This is a genomic window from Methylocella sp. CPCC 101449, from assembly GCF_031921685.1.
Lineage (GTDB): Bacteria > Pseudomonadota > Alphaproteobacteria > Rhizobiales > Beijerinckiaceae > Terripilifer.
In genome coordinates this window covers 802,235-821,625 of record NZ_JAPDHU010000001.1, presented here as the reverse complement: position 1 = coordinate 821,625, position 19,391 = coordinate 802,235, and the positions used below count along the sequence as shown (strand labels likewise).

The window sequence follows — 19,391 nt, the reverse complement described above, 5'->3', positions numbered from 1 at the left end:
GCTCCGTTTCCATGAAATCGCCGAATGACGCGCAGAAAAAAGAAGTCCTGGCAGACGCGGACCTCATTCCCTTGCCGACGCACAAGAAGACCGGTGAACCGACCAAGGCTTTTCTCGACAGCCGGGAAAAAGCCCGCAAACCCACTGCGCCACAGGGCAAGGCGAACACGATAGCCCGGCTCGTCGGGCTCTTGCTCGTGGCCGCCGCCGGGTATGCGGGCTGGACGTGGTGGTCGCAGCCCAATGTGTCGCAAGCGCCCAAGGTCGCCGTCACCTCCGTCCCGGTCGATGCCGCCATTGCGGTCAAGACCGATGTCCCGGTCTATTTCGGCGGTCTTGGCACGGTGCAGGCGTTCAACACGCTCTCAGTCAAAACCCGCGTCGACGGCCAGATCCAGACCGTGGCCTTCACGGAAGGCCAGCATGTGAAGGCGGGGGATCTCTTGGTGCAGATCGATCCGCGCCCCTATCAGGCGACTTACGATCAGGCGATCGCCAAGAAGGCGCAGGACGAAGCCCAGCTCGGCAATGCCAAGCTGGATCTCGGGCGCTATACCGAACTGGCCAAGAAGAATTTCAGCACCCGTCAGCAGCTCGACACCCAGACCGCTCTGGTGGCCCAGCTCGAAGCGACGATCCGCGCCGATGCCGGCGCCATCGACGCGGCGAAAGTGCAGCTCGATTATACCAAGATCGTTTCGCCGATCGATGGTGTCGCCGGTATTCGCCAGATCGACATTGGCAACATCGTTCATGCGGCCGACAGCACGGCGATCGTCGTCGTCACCCAGTTGCAGCCGCTGTCGGTGATCTTCACTCTGCCGGAGGAGCAGCGCCAGCAGGTGGCTGATGCCATGAAGGCGGGACCGGTTCAGGTGACGGCTTTGGCGCGCGACGGCACCACCGTGCTTGATAAAGGGACGCTGCTGCTGATCGACAACGAGATCGATCAGGGTGCGGGCACCGTGCGGCTCAAGGCGACCTTCCCCAATGCGCAGGAAAAGCTGTGGCCGGGTCAGTTCATCAATGTGCGGTTGCTGTTGCAGACGCAGCAAAATGTCCTGACCATTCCCTCGGCCGCGGTGAATCGGGGTCCTGAAGGCTTCTATGCCTATGTGGTCAAGCCGGACGCGACGGTCGATATGCGCGGCATCAAGATCGGCCAGGACGTCAACAATCTCACCGTGGTCGAGGAAGGACTCGTGCCCGGCGAGCAGGTGGTGACAGGAGGTCAATATCGGCTGCAACCCGGCTCGCATGTGGCGGTCAATCCGCCCAAGCCCGTGACGGCGGCCAGCGTTGAGGGGACGACGCCATGAGCATCTCGTCACCCTTCATCTCGCGGCCGATCGCCACTTCGCTTTTGATGGCCGGTCTGCTGCTGGCCGGTCTCGCGGCCTATCCGTTTCTGCCGGTCGCGCCCTTGCCGCAGATCGATTATCCGACCCTCCTGGTGTCGGCGTCCCTGCCAGGCGCCAGTCCCGAAACCATGGCCTCGTCGGTCGCCGCACCTCTGGAGCGCCAGTTCGCGCAGATCGCCGGCGTGACGCAGATGACCTCGACCAGTGCGCTGGGCACGGCGCAGGTCGCCATTCAGTTCGATCTCAACCGCAACATCGACGGTGCGGCGCTCGACGTGCAGACGGCGATTTCAGCCGCTGGCGCGCAATTGCCGAAAAACCTGCCGAGCAATCCGACGGTTCGTAAATTCAATCCGGCCGATGCGCCTGTTCTGGTGCTGGCGGCCCATTCCGACACGATGCCGCTGACGCAGGTCGACGATTACGTCGAGAACGTGCTGGCACAGCGCATCTCGCAAATCTCCGGCGTCGGCTATGTCACCTTGGGTGGCCAGCGCAAACCCTCGGTGCGCGTGCAGGTCGATCCGGCCAAACTGGCGGCGCTGGGCATCGGCCTTGAGGATGTCGCCAACACCATCAGCAGCGCCACGGTGAATGCGCCGAAAGGTTCGCTGAACGGCATCACGCGCAATTTCACCATTTACGACAATGACCAGTTGTTCGTGGCCAAGCCGTGGAACGATGTCATCATCGCCTATCGCAACGGCAGTCCGGTGCGCGTCAAGGACATTGGCGTAGCGATTGACGGCCCCGAGGACGTGACATTGTCGGCCTGGCAAAATGGCAAGCCGGGCATCCAATTGCAGATTTACAAGCAGCCCGGCGCCAATGTCGTCGATACGGTGCAGCGGGTGCAAGCCACCATGCCGCAGATCAAGGCGGCCATGCCGGCGGCCTTGCAGGTCGATACGGTCGTCGATCTGACGCGCACCATTCAGGCTTCCGTCAAGGACGTGCAGTTCACTCTGCTGTTGACCACCATCCTGGTGGTGATGGTGATTTTCGTCTTCCTGCGCACGCTCTGGGCGACGATCATCCCGGCGGTGACCGTGCCCCTAGCTCTGCTCGGCACGACGGGCCTGATGTATCTTCTTGGCTACAGCCTCGACAATCTCTCGCTGATGGGTCTCTCCATCGCGGTTGGTTTCGTCGTCGACGACGCCATCGTCATGCTGGAGAACATCCACCGTCACATCGAGGACGGCCTCAGTCCGATGCAGGCGGCCTATAAAGGCTCGGCCGAAATCGGCTTCACCATTCTGTCGATCAGCATTTCGCTGGTCGCCGTGTTCATTCCCTTGCTGCTGATGGGCGGCATCGTCGGACGTCTGTTCCGCGAATTCGCCATCGTCGTCACCATGACCATCCTGGTGTCTGGTATCGTCGCCCTGACCCTGACGCCGATGATGTGCTCGCGCTTCCTGCGCAGCCATGCGGACGAGGAAGCCCATCACGGCCGTTTCTACAAGATGACAGAACGCGGCTTCGATTGGGTGCTGGGCCGCTATGCGGCGGGCCTGGATCTCGTGCTGCGGCACCAGCGTCTGACCTTGGCGGTCTTCGTCGCGACGGTCGTCGCCACGGTTGGCCTCTATGTCGTCATTCCGAAAGGCTTCTTTCCGCAACAGGATACCGGCGTCATCGTCGGTCTGCCCGAAGGCGGGCAGGACGTTTCGGCGACCGAGATGTCGCGTTTGGCCCATGCCTTGACCGATGTGATCGCCAAGGATCCCGACGTGGAGAGCTGGTCCGCCTCGACCGGCGGTTCGCGCGGCACCAACGCCGGTTTCGTCTTCATCAGCCTGAAGCCACGTGACGAACGCACCGCCACCGCCGACCAGGTCATCGCGCGGCTGCGGCCGCAACTGGCGAAAGTGCAGGGCGCCGCGCTGTTTCTACAGGCCCGGCAGGATCTCAATGTCGGCGGCCGGCTGGCGCGCACGCAATTCCAATATACGTTGAGCGACGTCAGCCTCGACGAACTCAACCAATGGGCGCCGCGTCTATTGGCGAAACTGAAGACGCTGCCGGAATTGCGCGACGTCGCGTCCGACCAGCAGACCAATGCGACGATGGTTTCGGTGAAGATCGACCGCGATCAGGCGGCGCGCTTCGGCATCCAGCCCTCGCTCATCGACCAGACGCTCTATGATGCCTTCGGCCAGCGCCAGGTGACGCAATATTTCACCCAGCTCAACGCCTATCACGTCGTGCTCGAGGTCGATCCGAAGCTGCAGAGCGATCCGAATGCGCTCGACAAGATCTATGTCAAATCGCCGACGACCGGCCAGCAGGTGCCGCTGTCGGCGATGGCGAAGTTCGACACGAGCGGCGTCAATTACGTGGTGGTCAACCATCAGGGACAGTTCCCGGCGGTCACGTTGTCGTTCAACCTGGCGCCCGGCGTGGCGCTGGGCGACGCCACGGTGGCGGTCGAGAAGGCGGCGGCTGACATCGGCATGCCGGCTTCGATTACCGGCGGCTTCCAAGGCACGGCGCAGGCTTTCCAGGCCTCGCTCGCCAGCCAGCCCTATCTGGTGCTGGCGGCGCTGATCACCGTCTACATCATTCTGGGCGTGCTCTATGAGAGCTACATCCACCCGCTGACCATTCTTTCGACCCTGCCGTCAGCCGGTGTCGGTGCCCTGTTGATGCTGATGGCCTTCCATTTCGATCTGTCGGTGATCGCGATGATCGGCATCATTCTGCTCATCGGCATCGTCAAGAAGAACGGCATCATGATGGTCGATTTCGCCATTCAGGCCGAGCGAAAGCAAGGTTTGACGCCGGTCGAGTCGATCCGCCAGGCCTGTCTGCTGCGCTTCCGGCCGATCATGATGACGACGATGGCGGCCATGCTCGGTGCCGTGCCGCTGATGCTCGGCAATGGCACCGGCTCGGAATTGCGCCAGCCGCTGGGCTACACCATGGTGGGCGGTCTGATCTTGAGCCAGATGCTCACCTTGTTCACCACGCCGATCGTCTATCTCTATCTGGATCGTCTCGGCGGCAATTTTGGCTGGACGCGCCGCCATCGCAAACAGACGACGTCGACGCCCGCCATGCGGGAACTACCCGAGCCGGCGGAATAGCATTTTCGAGCGAAGTGGATGTCGGTTCGCGTGAAGAAAATGCGTCGAAATGAGAATAAGCAAAAAACAAGCCCTCCGGCCTGGGCCGGAGGGCTGTTGGGAAGAAGGCCTATCGGTGCCTTAAATCGACGACCTCGCCCCAATTCTCAGTAGCAGACGCGGACCGGGCGGCGGTAGCCGACCACATCGCCCCAGGCGTTGTAGATCGGGCGCTGGCGGATTTCGCAGCCGCCGCCATAACCGTAAGCGGGCTGCTGGGAGGCGGCGATGGCGCCACCGACAATGGCCGCGCCGAGCAGGCCGACGGCCAGGCCGCCGCCGTAGCCGTGATGATGCTTCCAGCCGGCCGAAGCCGGGGTCGAAGCGGCGAAGGTCGCAGCCAGGGCAAGGGCGCCGGCGGTGGCAGCGAGGGTCTTTTTGCTGATCATGACGCTCTCCTAATTTCCGAGCCGGTAAAGGTTTCGACCGGCGATGTAATGACCTTAGTCACAGGACAGGGGAGCTGATGTGCGCTCCCGCACACGTCTGTGGGAGGCCGGAAAAGCGCTTATTTCCAGGGAAATACCGGTCAGTCCTGTTTTGAAGACATAAAGAATTCTTTATATGGCCGTTGCATCTCCCGGCGGGCCCTGCTATAGGCGCCTCCGCAAAGGTTTCCCTTTTCTCAGAAGCTGGAAGAATCCATGGCCGTGAAAGACAACGATTACGCCGTCGCCGACATGAAGCTCGCCGAGTTTGGCCGCAAGGAGCTGGACATCGCCGAGACCGAAATGCCGGGCCTGATGGCGACCCGCGCCGAATTCGGCAAATCGCAGCCGCTGAAGGGCGCCCGCATCGCCGGCTCGCTGCACATGACCATTCAGACCGGCGTGCTGATCGAGACCCTGAAGGCTTTAGGCGCCGATGTCCGCTGGGCCTCCTGCAACATCTATTCGACCCAGGACCACGCCGCTGCCGCGATCGTCGCTGCCGGCACGCCTGTGTTCGCCATCAAGGGCGAGAGCCTGAAGGACTACTGGGAATACACCCACAAGATCTTCGAATGGGCCGATGGCGGCACCCCGAACATGATCCTCGACGACGGCGGCGACGCCACGGCGCTGATCCATCTTGGCGCCCGCGCCGAAGCCGGCGACACCGCTTTCCTCGACAAGCCGGGCAATGAGGAAGAAGAAGTGCTGTTCGCCGCCATCAAGGCGCGTCTGAAGAGCCACAAGGGCTGGTACACGGCCAATGCCAAGGCCATCAAGGGCGTCTCCGAAGAGACGACCACGGGCGTGCACCGCCTCTATAATATGCAGAAGGACGGCACGCTGCTGTGGCCGGCCATCAACGTCAACGACTCGGTCACCAAGTCGAAGTTCGACAACCTCTATGGCTGTAAGGAATCGCTCGTCGACGGCATCCGCCGTGGCACCGACGTGATGATGGCCGGCAAGGTCGCCATGGTCGCTGGCTTCGGCGACGTCGGCAAGGGTTCGGCCGCTTCGCTGAAGAATGCCGGCTGCCGCGTGCTCGTCTCCGAAATCGATCCGATCTGCGCCCTGCAGGCGGCGATGGAAGGCTACGAAGTGCTGACGATGGAAGAGGCCGCCCCGCGCGCCGACATTTTCGTCACCGCCACGGGCAATGTCGACGTCATCACCGTCGACCACATGCGCGCCATGAAGGACCGGGCCATCGTCTGCAACATCGGCCACTTCGACTCGGAGATTCAGGTCGCCGGCCTGAAGAACTTCAAGTGGAACAACATCAAGCCGCAGGTCGATGAGATCGGCTTCCCCGATGGCAAGCGCATCATCCTGCTGTCGGAAGGCCGCCTGGTGAACCTCGGCAACGCTACCGGCCACCCGTCCTTCGTGATGTCGGCCTCCTTCACCAACCAGACCCTGGCCCAGATCGAACTGTGGACCAAGCAGGGCCAGTACAAGAAGGAAGTCTACACGCTGCCCAAGCACCTCGACGAAAAGGTCGCGGCGCTGCACCTGGAAAAGATCGGCGTGAAGCTCACCAAGCTCTCCAAGCAGCAGGCGGATTACCTCGGCCTGCCGCAGCAGGGGCCCTACAAGCCGGAACATTACCGCTACTAAGTTTTGCGCTAGTGGGTCGGTCTTTACTGACCCACTACATGCGGTAGCTTTTCAACGCCCTCGGATCGGTAACGATTCGGGGGCGTTTTCGTTCGGTTAACCACATTCTCAGGGAGTCCTGTTCAAGCTACATTGAGATGATTCGCGGGGTGGCAGGGGCCAAATTGCCATTCGCGATCAAGCGGACGGAGATCAAACCAAAGCATGGAATCGCGGCACGGCTTTGGACGCGCTTTGATGGGAGCGCCTGCGCGCCTGCGCGCGCGTTTGCGCACAAGCGTCAGCCCTGCCGGGCTGCTGGGTGGCAGCGTGCCGCTGCTGCTGGGAACCCAGTCGGCTGTCGCCCAGTCGGGCTTTGCCGGCGACATGTTCAACGAGACCCAGGGCGTCATCGGCTTTTCCGCCTTCGTGGCATTGGTCATCTTTTCCGCCAGTACGGCCATTCTGCATCTGACCGGGCGGCGGGCCTGGACCCAGCGCGAGAGCCGCCTGGTCGCCGATCTCACCTCGGCGCGCGCCGCGCTCGATCGCGCCAATGTCTTTCTCTCGGCGGAATCGCAGATTGTCGTCGCCTGGGGCATGTCGAATGGCGAGCCCGATATCGAGGGCGATCTGTCCATCGTCATGGATGTGCCCGTACCGCGCCGGGTGCTGGGCTTCGGCTCCTGGCTGCCGCCGGAAGCGGCGCGCAATGTCGAAGGCTGTGTCGAGCGGCTGCGCGCCCGTGGCGAAAGTTTCCGTCTGTCGATGGCAAGCCTCACCGGCCGTCAGCTTGAAATCGAAGGCCGCGCCGTCGGCGGCCGCGCCGTGATGCGCATTCGCGATGTCTCCGGCGACCGGCTTGAACTGGCGCGCCTGCGCGAGCGCCATGTCCAGGCGATGATGGAACTCGATTCCCTCCAAGCGATGCTCGACGCGCTGCCGAGCCCGGCCTGGATGCGCGACAAACAGGGCCAGCTTGCCTGGACCAACGCCGCCTATGCGCGTGCCGTCGACGTGGTCGATGCCCGCGAAGCCATCGCCCGCAACGCCGAATTGCTCGATACGCAGGCGCGCGAAGCGGCGCGGCAATTGCGGGGCGCCGGCAGCATCTGGCGGTCGCGCGTGCCGGCCGTGGTCGCTGGCCAGCGCCATGTTCTCGATGTCACCGACGTGCCGACGCGCGGCGGCTCGGCCGGCTTTGCCGCCGATCGCACCGAGATCGAAGCCATGCGTGCCGATCTCAGCCGCCAGATGGAGGCCAATGCCCGCACGCTCGATCAACTGGCGACGGCGGTCGCCGTGTTCGATCGCGCCAAGCGGCTGGTCTTCTACAATTCGGCCTATCGTCAGTTGTGGGGGCTCGATGCCGGCTGGCTCGATCAGCAGCCGACCGATTCGGAAATTCTTGATCGCCTGCGCGCCGAGCGCAAACTGCCCGAACAAGCCGATTTCCGCAGCTGGAAAGCGGCTTTGCTGTCGACCTATCAGTCGACCGAAACGGTACAGCAGATCTGGTATCTGCCGCGCGAGCGCAATCTGCGCGTCGTCGTCAATCCCAATGCGCAGGGTGGCGTCACCTATCTGTTCGACGACGTCACCGAGCGCGATCAGCTCGAGTCGCAATTCAATTCGCTCATCGGTGTGCAGGCCGAAACCCTCGACGCGCTGAAGGAGGGCGTGGCGGTGTTTGGCAGCGACGGCCGCCTCAAACTGTCCAACCAGGCCTTCGCCGACCTGTGGCAATACGACCGCGCGCAATTGCATGTGTCGCCGCCGAATGCATCGGGCACGCAACCGCGTCCGCCGCATATCGACGACATCATCGCCCATTGTCGCGATCTCTGTCCGGACGAAAGCCTATGGACCACGTTGCGCTCCGCCGTCGCCGGTCTCCACGATGCGCGCATGCGCTCTGAATATCGGGTACAGCGTCAGGACGGCCGCGTGCTCGATTGCGCTGCCGCGCCGCTACCTGACGGCGCGACGCTCATCACCTTCCTCGACGTCACCGCCAGCATCAAAGTGGCGCGTGCGCTGACCGAACGCAACGAAGCGCTCGTTGCCACGCAGGAACTGCGCGACAACTTCGTCCATCACGTCTCCTACGAACTACGCTCGCCGCTCAACAGCCTGAGCGGCTTCGTCGAGCTTCTGGCCGATGGCCGCACCGGTCCGCTCAACGCCAAGCAGGGCGAATATCTCGGTTATATCCAGAAATCCTCCGCCGCTCTGATCGCCATCACCGACAATATCCTCGATCTCGCCACCATCGACGCCAATACGCTGGAACTGTCGATCAGCGAAGTCGATATCGCCAAGACCATCAAGGCGGCGTCCGAGGGCGTGCAGGATCGGCTGGCGGAAGAATCGATCAAGCTCAATGTCGTCGCCTTCGACGACATTGGCCATTTCGAAGCCGACGAAGCCCGTGTGCGCCAGGTGCTTTACAACCTGCTGTCCAATGCCATCGGCTTCTCCTCGCCCGGCCAGTCGGTGACTTTGGCCGCCTTCCGGCGCAGCGATGAAATCGTCTTCAAAGTGTCCGACGAAGGCCGCGGCATGCCGCCGGAAGTGCTCGACCGCATCTTCAACCGGCTCGAAACCAACAGCATCGGCGCCCGTCATCGCGGTGCGGGGCTGGGCCTTTCGATCGTGCGCTCCTTCGTCGAATTGCACGGCGGCCGTGTTCAGATTGAATCGGTGCCGGGCGAAGGCACTGTCGTCACCTGCTTCTTCCCTGCGCGGCACAGCAGCGGCCGCGTCGCAAAGGCATCCTAATGGCCGAGGCGATAGAACCGGTTGTCTGGCATGTCGATCTGGCCGGCGAGAGCGAAACCGCCGCGCTGGCAAGAGATATTGCCGAACTCGTCGGTGCCAATGATGTCGTGACCTTGTCGGGCGATCTCGGCGCCGGTAAGAGCACGTTCGCGCGGTCGCTGGTGCGCCAGCTCATCGAGGACGAGCGCGCCGAAGTGCCGAGCCCGACCTTCACCTTGATGCAGATCTACGATGGGCCGAAGTTTCCCATCGTTCATGCCGATCTCTATCGCATCAAATCGCCCGACGAACTGGTCGAGCTGGGTTGGGAAGAAGCCGCCGACAATGCCTTGGTTCTGGTCGAATGGCCGGATCGGGCCGGCACGGCTCTCACCCCCGATCGGCTCGATATCGCTTTCTATATCGACGCGTCGCGACCGCTCGATTTCCGCCGCGCCATCGTCACCGGTCATGGCGCCTGGGCCGAAAAACTGCAGCGCGCCAATGCCATTCGCAATCTCTTGCAGGTGGCCGATTGGGCCGATGCGAAACGCACCTTCATGCAGGGCGACGCCTCGACGCGCGCTTATGAACGGCTGATCAAGCCCGATGGCAGTCGTGCCGTTTTGATGATCTCGCCGCCGCGTCCCGATGGTCCGCCGGTGCGCTTCGGCAAATCTTACAGCGCTATCGCCCGGCTGGCGGAAGACATCGTGCCCTTCATCGCCATGGCCAAGGCGATCACCGAACAGGGGCTCTCGGCGCCGCGCATCTATGCCAGCGACATCGAGAACGGCCTCGCCATCATCGAGGATCTCGGCACCGAGCCGATGATCGGTGTTGATGGACCTGACCCGGAGCGCTATGCCGAGGCGGTGCGCGCCATCGCCCATCTGCATCACAGCGATCTGCCGCGCGAAGTCGCCGCCGACGACAGCTATCTGCATCGCATTCCGCCTTACGATCTCGATGCCATGCTGATCGAGGTGGAGCTGTTGACCGAATGGTACGCCTCGCATGTCGCCAAGGTAAATCTCGCCTCCGGCGCCAAGGCGATGTTCGTCAATTTGTGGAAGGGAACCCTTCGCGAAATTATCACGTCGCCGACGACCTGGGTTCTACGCGACTATCATTCGCCCAATCTGCTGTGGCTCGACGGACGGGCCGGCATCGAACGGGTTGGGGTGATCGACTTTCAGGACTGTGTCATCGGTCCTGCCGCCTATGATGTCGCATCTTTGTTACAAGACGCGCGCATCACGGTTCCCGACGAGCTGGAACTGAAACTGCTGGGCCAATATGCGCGCGCCCGCAAGGAAGCCGATCCGGCCTTCGATATGACCGCGTTTGTCCGCGCCTATGCCATCATGGGGGCGCAGCGGGCCACGAAGATTCTGGGCATTTTCGCGCGTCTCGATAAGCGCGACGGAAAATCGCAATATCTTGCCCATATTCCGCGCATCGAACATTATCTATCCAAAGGCCTGAAGCATCCGGCCCTTGCCGACCTGAAAAGCTGGTATAAAACTCACCTGCCGCATATCGTCGGCGACTGATTTCGATCCAGCTTTCTTGGTTTTTTTGATGCCCTCACCACAGATGCCGCATACCGCCATGGTGTTCGCCGCCGGTCTTGGCACGCGTATGCGCCCGATCACCGATAAACTGCCCAAGCCTCTGGTGGAGGTGCGCGGCAAGCCGCTCATCGATCATATGCTCGATCGCTTTGCCGAAGCCGGCGTCGAAAAGGCCGTGGTCAATGTGCACTATATGGCCGACGACATCGAGCGTCATCTGAAAGCGCGCACGAAGCCGCAGATCGTCATCTCCGACGAACGCGCCAAACTGCTCGATCAAGGTGGCGGCATCGTCAAGGCTTTGCCGGAACTGGGCAAGGATCCGTTCTTCATCGCCAACACCGACTCGCTATGGATCGAGGGCGCCAAATCCAATCTCGACAAACTCGCGGAACATTGGGACCCGCAGAAGATGGATGTATTGCTGCTGGTGGCGGCGACAGCTTCCAGCATCGGCGTCGATTGGCCGGGCGATTTTCACATGCTGCCCGATGGTCGCCTGGTGCGCCGCGACGAGCGTGAAGTCTCCGCTTTTATCTATGCCGGGCTTGGCATCCTCAAGCCGGAACTCTTCGCTGGTGAGACGCGCGACGTATTCCGTCTGGCGCCGATCTTCTTTGCGGCCGCTGAAGCCGGGCGCCTCTATGGCGCGCGCCTGGAAGGCACGTGGCTGCATGTCGGCACGCCGCAAGCGATCAATGAAGCCGAACAGGCGATCGCGAGGTCGGCATTGTGAGTGAGCGAGCCGCCTCGCATCGCAGACGGCTTTTCACCATCCCGGCCAGCGCGCCCTTCCTCGCCACCTTCGCGCAGGTGCTGCTCGACGGCGCCATCATTCCAGGCTTTCCCGATCGCGGCGATCCGCTGGCACTCAGCACCGCCACCATCTATGTGCCGACCCGCCGTGCCGCCCGCGCCCTGACGGCTGAGTTGACGCGGCTCGTGACGGAACCGGCGATCTTTCTGCCGCGCATCCTGCCGCTCGGCGCGCTCGATGATTTCGAGACCGGGCAGATTTTTACCGCCGAAAGCGAGGCCTACGATCCCGATCTGCCGGAAGCGATCGGCGAGCTGGATCGCCGTCTGGCGCTGACGCGCCTGATCGAAGCTTGGAGCGCGCGCATCACCCATGCCATCGTCACCATGAGTGATGGCGGCGAACCGCAGATGGATGGCGACGAGCCTTTCGTGGTCGCGGCGACGCCGAGCCATGCCTTCGCGCTCGCTTGCGAACTCGCCGGTGTCATCGACGAATTTCGCATTCAGGGCGTCGCGCTCGACGATCTGCAAAAGCTCGTGCCTGACGATTTCGATCGCTATTGGAAGATCACGCTCGACTTCCTCAAGATCGCTTTCGAATACTGGCCGGCTTATCTCGATGAGCAAGGCTGGCTCGATCGCGTTGAGCGGCAGGCGCGTCTGATTGAACGGCGCGTTGGCGAACTGAAGCGGGCGGGCTCTCCTGGCCCGCAGATCGTCTTGGGTTCGACCGGCACCAACAGAGCCACGGCCGATTTGATCAATGCGATCGCGCAACTCGCCAATGGCGCGGTGATCCTGCCGGGCCTCGATCTTACCATGGATGAGAAGGCCTGGAGTGAAGTCGGCGAGGGCGTTGCCGAGGGACATCCGCAGACAGCGCTCAAACATTTGCTGGGGCGGCTCGAAGCCTCCCGCGAAGACGTTGCCGTCCTCACCACCACCGCACCCGCCGCGCGCGAAAAATTTATCGGTGAAGCGCTGTTGCCGGCGCAGGTGACTGGTGCCTGGCAGAACTGGCGCGCCAAATTCGACGCGGCCGCCATCACGGCCATGTTGACCGACATATCTCTGATCGACGCGGCCGATGATGGCGAGGAAGCGCGCGCCATCGCGGTCGGGCTTCGGCACGTTCTTGAAACACCGGGCCGCACCGCCGCCTTGATCACCCCTGATCGTACCATCGCGCAGCGCGTGCGGGCGGAGCTGGCGCGCTGGGATATCGAGGTCGATGATTCCGGCGGTGATCCGCTGGCGTCCATGCCGCAAGGCGTCTTGGCGCGGCTTCTGCTCGTTTGCGCGCAGGCCAATCCGCTGCCGAGCGATTGGATTGCCCTGCTCAGCCATCCCCATCTGCGGCTTGGATTCACGGCGCAGGACATGGCGCGGATCGCCCGCCAGGCCGAGATCGCTTTGTTGCGTGGCCGCAGCTTCCATATCGACGAAATCGAAGCGGCGCTGAGTTTGGCCCGCCATGCGGCGATGGACCGCCATGCGCATCCGGCTCTCAAGGCTTTGACCGAGACCGACTGGCAGGACATCGAGGCGGTGCTGCGCCGTCTGGCGCAAGCTGTGCGGCCGCTGGCTCAAGTGCCCACAGGTGATTTGGCCGCCTGGGCGCAGGCGCATCGCCAGGCCTTTGAAGCGCTGCGCGCCGGCGACACGGTTCTCTTTCCCGGCGACGATGGCGAGACGCTGCAGCACGTGTTCGAGACCATGCAGGTCTCGACCGCCGCCGGCCTGTCGTTCACTCATACGGACTATGCCGGTGTGTTCGAGCGGCTGGCGCAAGAGACGATCGTGCGTGGGCCGCGCCGTACTCATCCGCGCCTTAAAATTCTCGGTCTGCTCGAAGCACGTTTGATCCCGGCCGACACGGTTTTCGTCGCTGGTCTCGATGAAGGCGTGTGGCCGCCGCAGGCGCGCACCGATGCCTTCCTCAATCGGCCAATGCGCAAGGCGCTCGGCTTGAACGCGCCGGAACGGCGCATCGGCCAGACCGCGCATGACTTTGTGATGGCGCTCGGCGCCGAAGAAGTCTGGCTGTCGCGTGCCTCAAAGCGTGGCGGATCGCCGACCATCGCGTCGCGCTTTTTGCAACGCATGGAAGCGCTGGCAGGGCCGGAAGCCTGGGAGGCCTGTCGTGGCCGAGGCGAGGAGCTGTTGCATTATGCGCGGGCACTCGATCGTGCGCCCGATAAATCGCAGCCGGTGAGCCAGCCCGAGCCGAAGCCGGCGATCGAGCTGCGTCCGACATCGCTCAGCGTCACCCGCATCGAAACCCTGCGCCGCGATCCTTATTCCATTTATGCCGAGCGCATTTTGAAAGTGCAGCCGCTCGATGAAGCGGGCGAAGAGGATGGTGCACGGCTCACGGGCACGCTGACTCACAATGTGCTGGCGCGCTTCCAGCAGGCCAATCCCGATCCCGCGTTGCCTCCTGATGCCGAGGCGCGGCTGATGGCCATCGCGCAAGCTGAATTCGCGGCTCTTCTGAACGATGCCAATTTCGTCGCCTTCACGTGGCCGCGTATCGAGGCGCAATTGCGTGCCTTTCTCGCCTGGGATCTTGACGAACGGGCCGATGTGACGCGCCTGCTGATCGAGGAGCGCGGCCGGCTCGCCATGCCGCTCGCTGATGGCTCGCAATTCAATCTCACGGCCGAGGCCGATCGCATCGAACGGCGCGGCGAAGAATTTCGCATCGTCGATTTCAAGACCGGTGTCTTGCCGACCCATAAACTGATCGAAGCCGGTTTTGCCGTTCAGGTGACTTTGGAAGCCGCCATGCTGCAACGGGGCGCCTTCACGGAGGCCCCCGCCGGCTCGGCCGTCAGCGGCGCGGCCTATGTCAAATTCCACGCTACCAAGGCCGATGAGGTGCGGGAAGTCGGCTCCGACCGGAAAGGCAAGCCGCTGTCGGATTTGATCGCCGAACATCATGCCAATCTGGTCATCATGCTGGGCGATTTTCGCAAGCCTTCCACTGGTTATCGGTCCAGGCCCTATCCGCAATATCGCCTGCGCTTCGGCACGTATGACCATCTGGCGCGTGTGCGCGAATGGTCTTTCGGTAGCGGTCCCGAGGAGATCGGACCATGAGCGGCGCGCGCGCTTCGAGCCGTTCCTCGGCGAGCCAGGCGGCGGCGTCCGATCCGTCGGTCTCCGTCTGGGTGTCGGCCAATGCCGGCTCGGGCAAGACCCATGTTCTGGCCCATCGCGTCATTCGGCTTCTGTTGAACGGCGTCGAGCCGGGCAAGATTCTCTGTCTCACCTTCACCAAGGCCGCCGCCGCCAACATGTCGCGGCGCGTCTTCGACATTCTGTCGGCCTGGACATCCTTCGATGACGCGACCTTGCGTCAGGCCTTGCAGGACATGACCAGCCGTGGTGGCCACGATCTCGAATTCGCGCGCACGCTGTTCGCCCGCACCATCGAGACGCCGGGTGGTCTCAAGGTGCAGACCATTCACGCCTTCTGCGAACGCCTGCTGCATATGTTCCCCTTCGAGGCGAATATCGCGGCCGGCTTTTCGGTGATCGAAACCGATGCGCAGGAAGGGCTTTTGCAACGCGCCCGCGAGGACGTGCTGGCGCTGGCGATCGATGCGCCAGACAGCGTCACGGGGCAGGCGCTGCAACTCATCTCCGGCCTGACCACCGAAGCGAAATTCGATCAGCTTCTGAAAGGCGGCCTCGCCAAACATGCGGAGATCGAAGCTGTCCTTGGTCGTCTCCAAGGCGGCTATCGGGCGCGGCTCGCGCAAGAGCTGGGCCTGCGGCCTGACGAGACGATCGCCGCGCTGGAAGCCGAGATGATCGACGGCGGGCCGGGCTTCGAGCGCTGGTCGGAAGCGGCCGCGCTTCTTGAAACCTCCGGCAAGATGGATATCGCCCAGGCGCATCGCATCCGCGCTTTCGTCGCGGCCCCTTCCGTCGCCACCCTGCGCGGCATCGTGCTTGGCCATGATGGCGGTGCGCGCAAAGCCTTTGCCACCAAGGGTGCGCAAGGCCGCCTCGATCCGGCTGTAGTCGAGGAACTCGAACGCCTGCCACCTCTGTTGGAAAAACACAAAGCCGCGCGGTGCGTCGAGCGCTCGCAAGCGCTGCTGGAACTGCTCAACGCCATTCTGCTGCGCTATCGCAATCTCAAGACGGCGCAGGGCAAGCTCGATTTTGCCGATCTGATCGAGCGCACGATGATGCTGCTCGATCGCTCCAGCGCCGCCTGGGTGCTCTATAAGCTCGACAACGGGATCGATCACGTGCTCGTCGACGAGGCGCAGGATACCTCGCCCGAGCAATGGCATATTCTCCAGCGCTTGACCGAAGAGTTCTTTGCCGGTTCGGGTGGCGGTGCGCCACGTTTGCGCACGCTCTTTGCCGTCGGTGACGAAAAGCAGTCGATCTTCTCGTTCCAGGGCGCGCGGCCCGATCTGTTCGCCGGCATGCGCAAGCATTTCGAGGATCGCGCCGGCCCCGGTGAGCTGCGCGCAGTGCCCCTGACTGTCTCCTATCGCTCGGCGAGCCTGGTGCTCGATCAGGTCGATCGCACTTTCATGGCGCGCGAGACCTATCGCAGCGTCGTCTCGGGCGACGATGGCTGGCTGCGCCACGAAGCCTATAAGGCGCAACTGCCGGGCCTGGTCGAGATCTGGGACGTCATCGAGCCCGTGGAGATCGAAGCGCCGACTTCCTGGCTGCTGCCGGTCGATGCGGTGCGCGAGGATGCGCCGGAAGTGCGGTTGGCGCAGCGCATCGCGAGCTTGATTCGCGATTGGATCAGACCCGGCAGCGGCGAATTCGTTCACGATGCCAGTGGCGCGCCGCGTCAGGTCCATGCCGGCGATGTCATCATTCTCGTGCGTCGTCGCAACAATTTCTTCGATGCGATGATCCGCGCTTTGAAGGCGGTCGGCGTGCCGGTGGCCGGCGCCGACGTTTTGAAACTCACCGATCATATCGCCGTCATGGATCTAATGGCGGTCGGCCGTTTCGCGCTGTTGCCGCAGGATGACCTGTCGCTCGCCTGCGTATTGACCTCGCCGCTGGGCGGGCTCGATGACGACGACCTCCTGCAATTCGCGCCGCAGCGCACGGGCAACCTCTATGAGGCCCTGCGTGCCTCGCCCGATCCAAAACATCGCGCGGTGACGGCTCGTCTCGAACGCTGGATTACCCATGCCGCCGAGATGACGCCCTATGGCTTCTATGCCCATCTGCTCGGCGCCGATGGTGGCCGGCGCGATCTGCTGCGCCGGCTTGGTGGCGAAGCCAACGACGCCATCGACGAATTCCTCAATCGCGCTTTGGCGCATGAGAAATCGCAGCCGCCTTCGCTGTCGGCCTTCTTGCACACATTCGCGGCGACGGAAGCGACGGTGAAGCGCGATCTGGAAGCGGCGGGCGAAGTGGTGCGTGTCATGACCGTGCACGCCGCCAAGGGCCTGGAAGGCAAGATCGTCTTCCTGCCCGATACGACCGGCGCACCCGGCTCGCATTTCGATCCCGACATCGTCTTCATTGAAGGCAAAGATGGTCTGGCCCTGCCGGTCTGGCGGCGCAACCGGGACGAGGATCCGCCCGCCGTCGAAGTGGCGAAGGGCCTGTCGCGCCAGGAGCAGCAGAACGAATATCTGCGCCTGCTTTATGTGGCGATGACGCGCGCCGAGGAGCGGCTCTACATCTGCGGCTATCGCGGTCTGCAGAAGCTGAGCGAGGATTGCTGGTATCAGATCGCTCGCTCCGCTCTCGAGGAAGGCATGAGCTCGGTGCCGGCGCCCTGGAATGGCGAGGAGCAGGTTTTGCGGGCCGGCGGCACAGCCGCGGGCGGCCGCCTGGCGGAAGTCCGCTCGGCGCGGGAGCGGGCGGAACCGGCCTGGCTGCGCCAAGCGGCGCCGCAGGAGCGGGCGCCGCTGCCGCCGATCAGCCCGTCGCGGGCGCTGGCCGCCGCCGACCAGCTCGAGCCGCTGGTGCGCGACGACGGTGGTTCGGTCGCTTTGGTCGTCGGCACGCTGATGCATGGACTGTTGCAATATCTGCCCGATCTCGCTCCTTCGCTGCGGGCAGCGGCCGCCGGGCGGTTCCTGGCGGCCAGGGGGCGGGCGCTGCCGCCGGAGGAGCAGGAGCGGCTTACTGGTCAAGCTTTAGCCCTTCTGTACAATCCGGCGCTGGAGGCCCTGTTCGGGCCGCAGTCCCGCGCCGAGGTCGCCATCGCTGGCAAGGTGTCCCGCCGCTCGGGCGCCTTGGTCGATATTGCCGGGCGGATCGACCGGCTGGCGGTGCGCGAGCAGGACGTGCTGATCGCCGATTTCAAGACCGGCGCGCCGCGCCTGCTGGCCGATCTGCCGGCCGCCTATGTCACGCAAATGGCGCTCTATACCGCCGCCATCGCCCCGCTTTATCCCGGCAAGGCTATCCGCCCGTTCATCGTCTGGACGGCCAATGCCCAAGCGGTCGAAATCCCGCCGGAACGGCTCATTTCGGCCCTGGAAGGGGCGATTATCCGGTAAGCGCAATCGTGATAGGGCCGAGTCCTTGACCGGACGGGGCCTGCTCCATACTTTCCACGGCGAATACGGGATTCGATCCCGGCCAAGTGCGCTGGCCAAGGATGCCAGCCAAGTTGAGGATTTTCAGATGGCTACCGCGAAAGTCACCGATGCCACGTTTGAAAGCGATGTTTTGAAGTCGAGCGAACCGGTCGTTGTCGATTTCTGGGCTGAATGGTGCGGCCCTTGTAAGATGATCGGGCCGTCGCTCGAAGAGATTTCCGGCGAGATGGCCGGCAAGGTCAAGATCGTCAAGATGAACGTCGACGAGAACCCCGGCGTCCCGGGCAAGATGGGCATCCGCTCGATCCCGACCCTGATGCTGTTCAAGGACGGCAAGCTCGCCTCGCAGAAGGTCGGCGCTTCGCCGAAGGGCGCGCTCGTCAAGTGGATCGAAGACGCCATCGCGTAATGAAAACGCCGGCTGACGCCGGCGTAAAAAATCGGAATTTCAAATGGCGCGCCCGGTCGAAGAAACCGTGCGCGCCATTTTTATTTCATAGCGTTTCAGCGTTTGATGGACTCATCAAACGCAATGAAGACGCGTCAAAATATTAAGCGACGCGTTTGATCTTTTTCGATTTGGCACGTTCGATGCCGGCCGAGATGATCGCGCGCGCTTCCGCCGCATCGCCCCAGCGCAGCACCTTCACCCATTTGCCCGGTTCCAGATCCTTGTAGTGCTGGAAGAAGTGCTCGATCTGCTGCAGCGTGATTTCGGGCAGATCGGTGTAGTTGGTGACATTCTCATAGCGGCGCGTCAGCTTGGTCGACGGCACGGCCAGAATCTTTTCATCGCCACCCGCTTCGTCTTCCATCAGGAGAACGCCGATGACGCGGCAGCTCATCACGGCGCCGGGCACGACGGCGCGCGAATTGGCGACGATCACGTCGCACGGATCGCCATCGTCCGACAGCGTGTGCGGAATGAAACCGTAGTTCCCGGGATAGCGCATCGGCGTGTAGAGGAAGCGGTCGACGAACAGCGCGCCGGAATCTTTGTCCATTTCATATTTGATCGGCTCGCCGCCAACGGGAACTTCGATGATCACGTTGACGTCGTTTGGCGCATTCTTGCCGATGGAAATCGCTTCGAAATTCATAAAAACCCTCTTGGAGACCAACAGTCATTGTCGGTGTTTTATGGCGCGGGATCGGCCTTGCCTTATGGCGTCGGCACTATGGAAGGGGGGAGGTTAACAAGCCTTGCGGCGGTCGCGGG

General features: G+C 62.9%; 11 protein-coding genes. 9 read left to right on the top strand and 2 right to left on the bottom strand.

Going from position 1 to position 19,391, the window contains the following annotated elements; genetic code table 11:
• The first annotated feature begins 11 nt into the window (after positions 1 to 11).
• Together OIM99_RS03655 and OIM99_RS03650 are read left to right on the top strand one after the other, a co-directional pair.
• On the top strand, positions 12 to 1,319 hold the full coding sequence (locus tag OIM99_RS03655) for an efflux RND transporter periplasmic adaptor subunit (RefSeq protein ID WP_311848970.1): 1,308 nt from the start codon (positions 12 to 14) through the stop codon (positions 1,317 to 1,319).
• Positions 1,316 to 4,453, top strand: a complete 3,138-nt coding sequence (locus OIM99_RS03650; RefSeq protein WP_311848969.1) for an efflux RND transporter permease subunit — start codon at positions 1,316 to 1,318, stop codon at positions 4,451 to 4,453. The genes OIM99_RS03655 and OIM99_RS03650 overlap by 4 nt, the downstream gene beginning before the upstream one ends.
• Positions 4,454 to 4,599: 146 nt before the next feature.
• Here OIM99_RS03650 and OIM99_RS03645 read toward each other — a convergent pair whose 3' ends face one another.
• Complete coding sequence (locus OIM99_RS03645; protein WP_311848968.1) at positions 4,600 to 4,881, bottom strand: hypothetical protein; 282 nt, start codon at positions 4,879 to 4,881, stop codon at positions 4,600 to 4,602.
• A 255-nt stretch (positions 4,882 to 5,136) separates the two neighbouring features.
• Between OIM99_RS03645 and ahcY the strand changes: the two genes are divergently transcribed.
• The 7 genes from ahcY to trxA all read left to right on the top strand — a co-directional run bounded on the left by ahcY (position 5,137) and on the right by trxA (position 18,581).
• Positions 5,137 to 6,543 (top strand): adenosylhomocysteinase, encoded by a 1,407-nt coding sequence (gene ahcY, locus OIM99_RS03640; protein ID WP_311848967.1) that lies wholly within the window; start codon positions 5,137 to 5,139, stop codon positions 6,541 to 6,543.
• 237 nt (positions 6,544 to 6,780) lie between these two features.
• Positions 6,781 to 9,303: an ATP-binding protein gene (locus tag OIM99_RS03635; protein ID WP_311848966.1), complete on the top strand. Its 2,523-nt coding sequence runs from the start codon at positions 6,781 to 6,783 to the stop codon at positions 9,301 to 9,303.
• Positions 9,303 to 10,838 carry a tRNA (adenosine(37)-N6)-threonylcarbamoyltransferase complex ATPase subunit type 1 TsaE gene (tsaE, locus tag OIM99_RS03630; RefSeq protein ID WP_311848965.1) on the top strand — a complete coding sequence of 512 codons (1,536 nt, stop codon included), beginning with the start codon at positions 9,303 to 9,305 and terminating at the stop codon, positions 10,836 to 10,838. The genes OIM99_RS03635 and tsaE overlap by 1 nt, the downstream gene beginning before the upstream one ends.
• Positions 10,839 to 10,866: 28 nt before the next feature.
• On the top strand, positions 10,867 to 11,595 hold the full coding sequence (locus OIM99_RS03625; RefSeq protein WP_311848964.1) for a nucleotidyltransferase family protein: 729 nt from the start codon (positions 10,867 to 10,869) through the stop codon (positions 11,593 to 11,595).
• A complete protein-coding gene (addB, locus tag OIM99_RS03620) occupies positions 11,592 to 14,720 on the top strand; it encodes a double-strand break repair protein AddB (RefSeq protein ID WP_311848963.1) in 3,129 nt (1,042 codons plus the stop codon). The genes OIM99_RS03625 and addB overlap by 4 nt, the downstream gene beginning before the upstream one ends.
• Positions 14,717 to 18,130 (top strand): double-strand break repair helicase AddA, encoded by a 3,414-nt coding sequence (gene addA, locus OIM99_RS03615; protein WP_311848962.1) that lies wholly within the window; start codon positions 14,717 to 14,719, stop codon positions 18,128 to 18,130. The genes addB and addA overlap by 4 nt, the downstream gene beginning before the upstream one ends.
• Positions 18,131 to 18,257: 127 nt before the next feature.
• Positions 18,258 to 18,581, top strand: coding sequence for a thioredoxin (gene trxA, locus OIM99_RS03610; protein WP_311848961.1), 324 nt, complete (start codon positions 18,258 to 18,260; stop codon positions 18,579 to 18,581).
• Positions 18,582 to 18,723: 142 nt separating this feature from the next.
• Here the strand turns inward: trxA and ppa are convergent, their stop codons facing one another.
• Positions 18,724 to 19,272 carry an inorganic diphosphatase gene (gene ppa / locus OIM99_RS03605; protein ID WP_311848960.1) on the bottom strand — a complete coding sequence of 183 codons (549 nt, stop codon included), beginning with the start codon at positions 19,270 to 19,272 and terminating at the stop codon, positions 18,724 to 18,726.
• Between the last annotated feature and the right edge of the window lie 119 nt (positions 19,273 to 19,391).

Bases quoted from the DNA above. Each gene is read 5' to 3' on its own strand.
- OIM99_RS03655 (WP_311848970.1), top strand. From the start codon at position 12: ATGAAATCGCCGAATGACGCGCAGAAAAAAGAAGTCCTGGCAGACGCG.
- OIM99_RS03635 (WP_311848966.1), top strand. From the start codon at position 6,781: ATGGGAGCGCCTGCGCGCCTGCGCGCGCGTTTGCGCACAAGCGTCAGC.
- ahcY (WP_311848967.1), top strand. From the start codon at position 5,137: ATGGCCGTGAAAGACAACGATTACGCCGTCGCCGACATGAAGCTCGCC.
- addA (WP_311848962.1), top strand. From the start codon at position 14,717: ATGAGCGGCGCGCGCGCTTCGAGCCGTTCCTCGGCGAGCCAGGCGGCG.
- ppa (WP_311848960.1), bottom strand. From the start codon at position 19,272: ATGAATTTCGAAGCGATTTCCATCGGCAAGAATGCGCCAAACGACGTC.
- tsaE (WP_311848965.1), top strand. From the start codon at position 9,303: ATGGCCGAGGCGATAGAACCGGTTGTCTGGCATGTCGATCTGGCCGGC.
- OIM99_RS03645 (WP_311848968.1), bottom strand. From the start codon at position 4,881: ATGATCAGCAAAAAGACCCTCGCTGCCACCGCCGGCGCCCTTGCCCTG.
- OIM99_RS03650 (WP_311848969.1), top strand. From the start codon at position 1,316: ATGAGCATCTCGTCACCCTTCATCTCGCGGCCGATCGCCACTTCGCTT.
- OIM99_RS03625 (WP_311848964.1), top strand. From the start codon at position 10,867: ATGCCCTCACCACAGATGCCGCATACCGCCATGGTGTTCGCCGCCGGT.
- trxA (WP_311848961.1), top strand. From the start codon at position 18,258: ATGGCTACCGCGAAAGTCACCGATGCCACGTTTGAAAGCGATGTTTTG.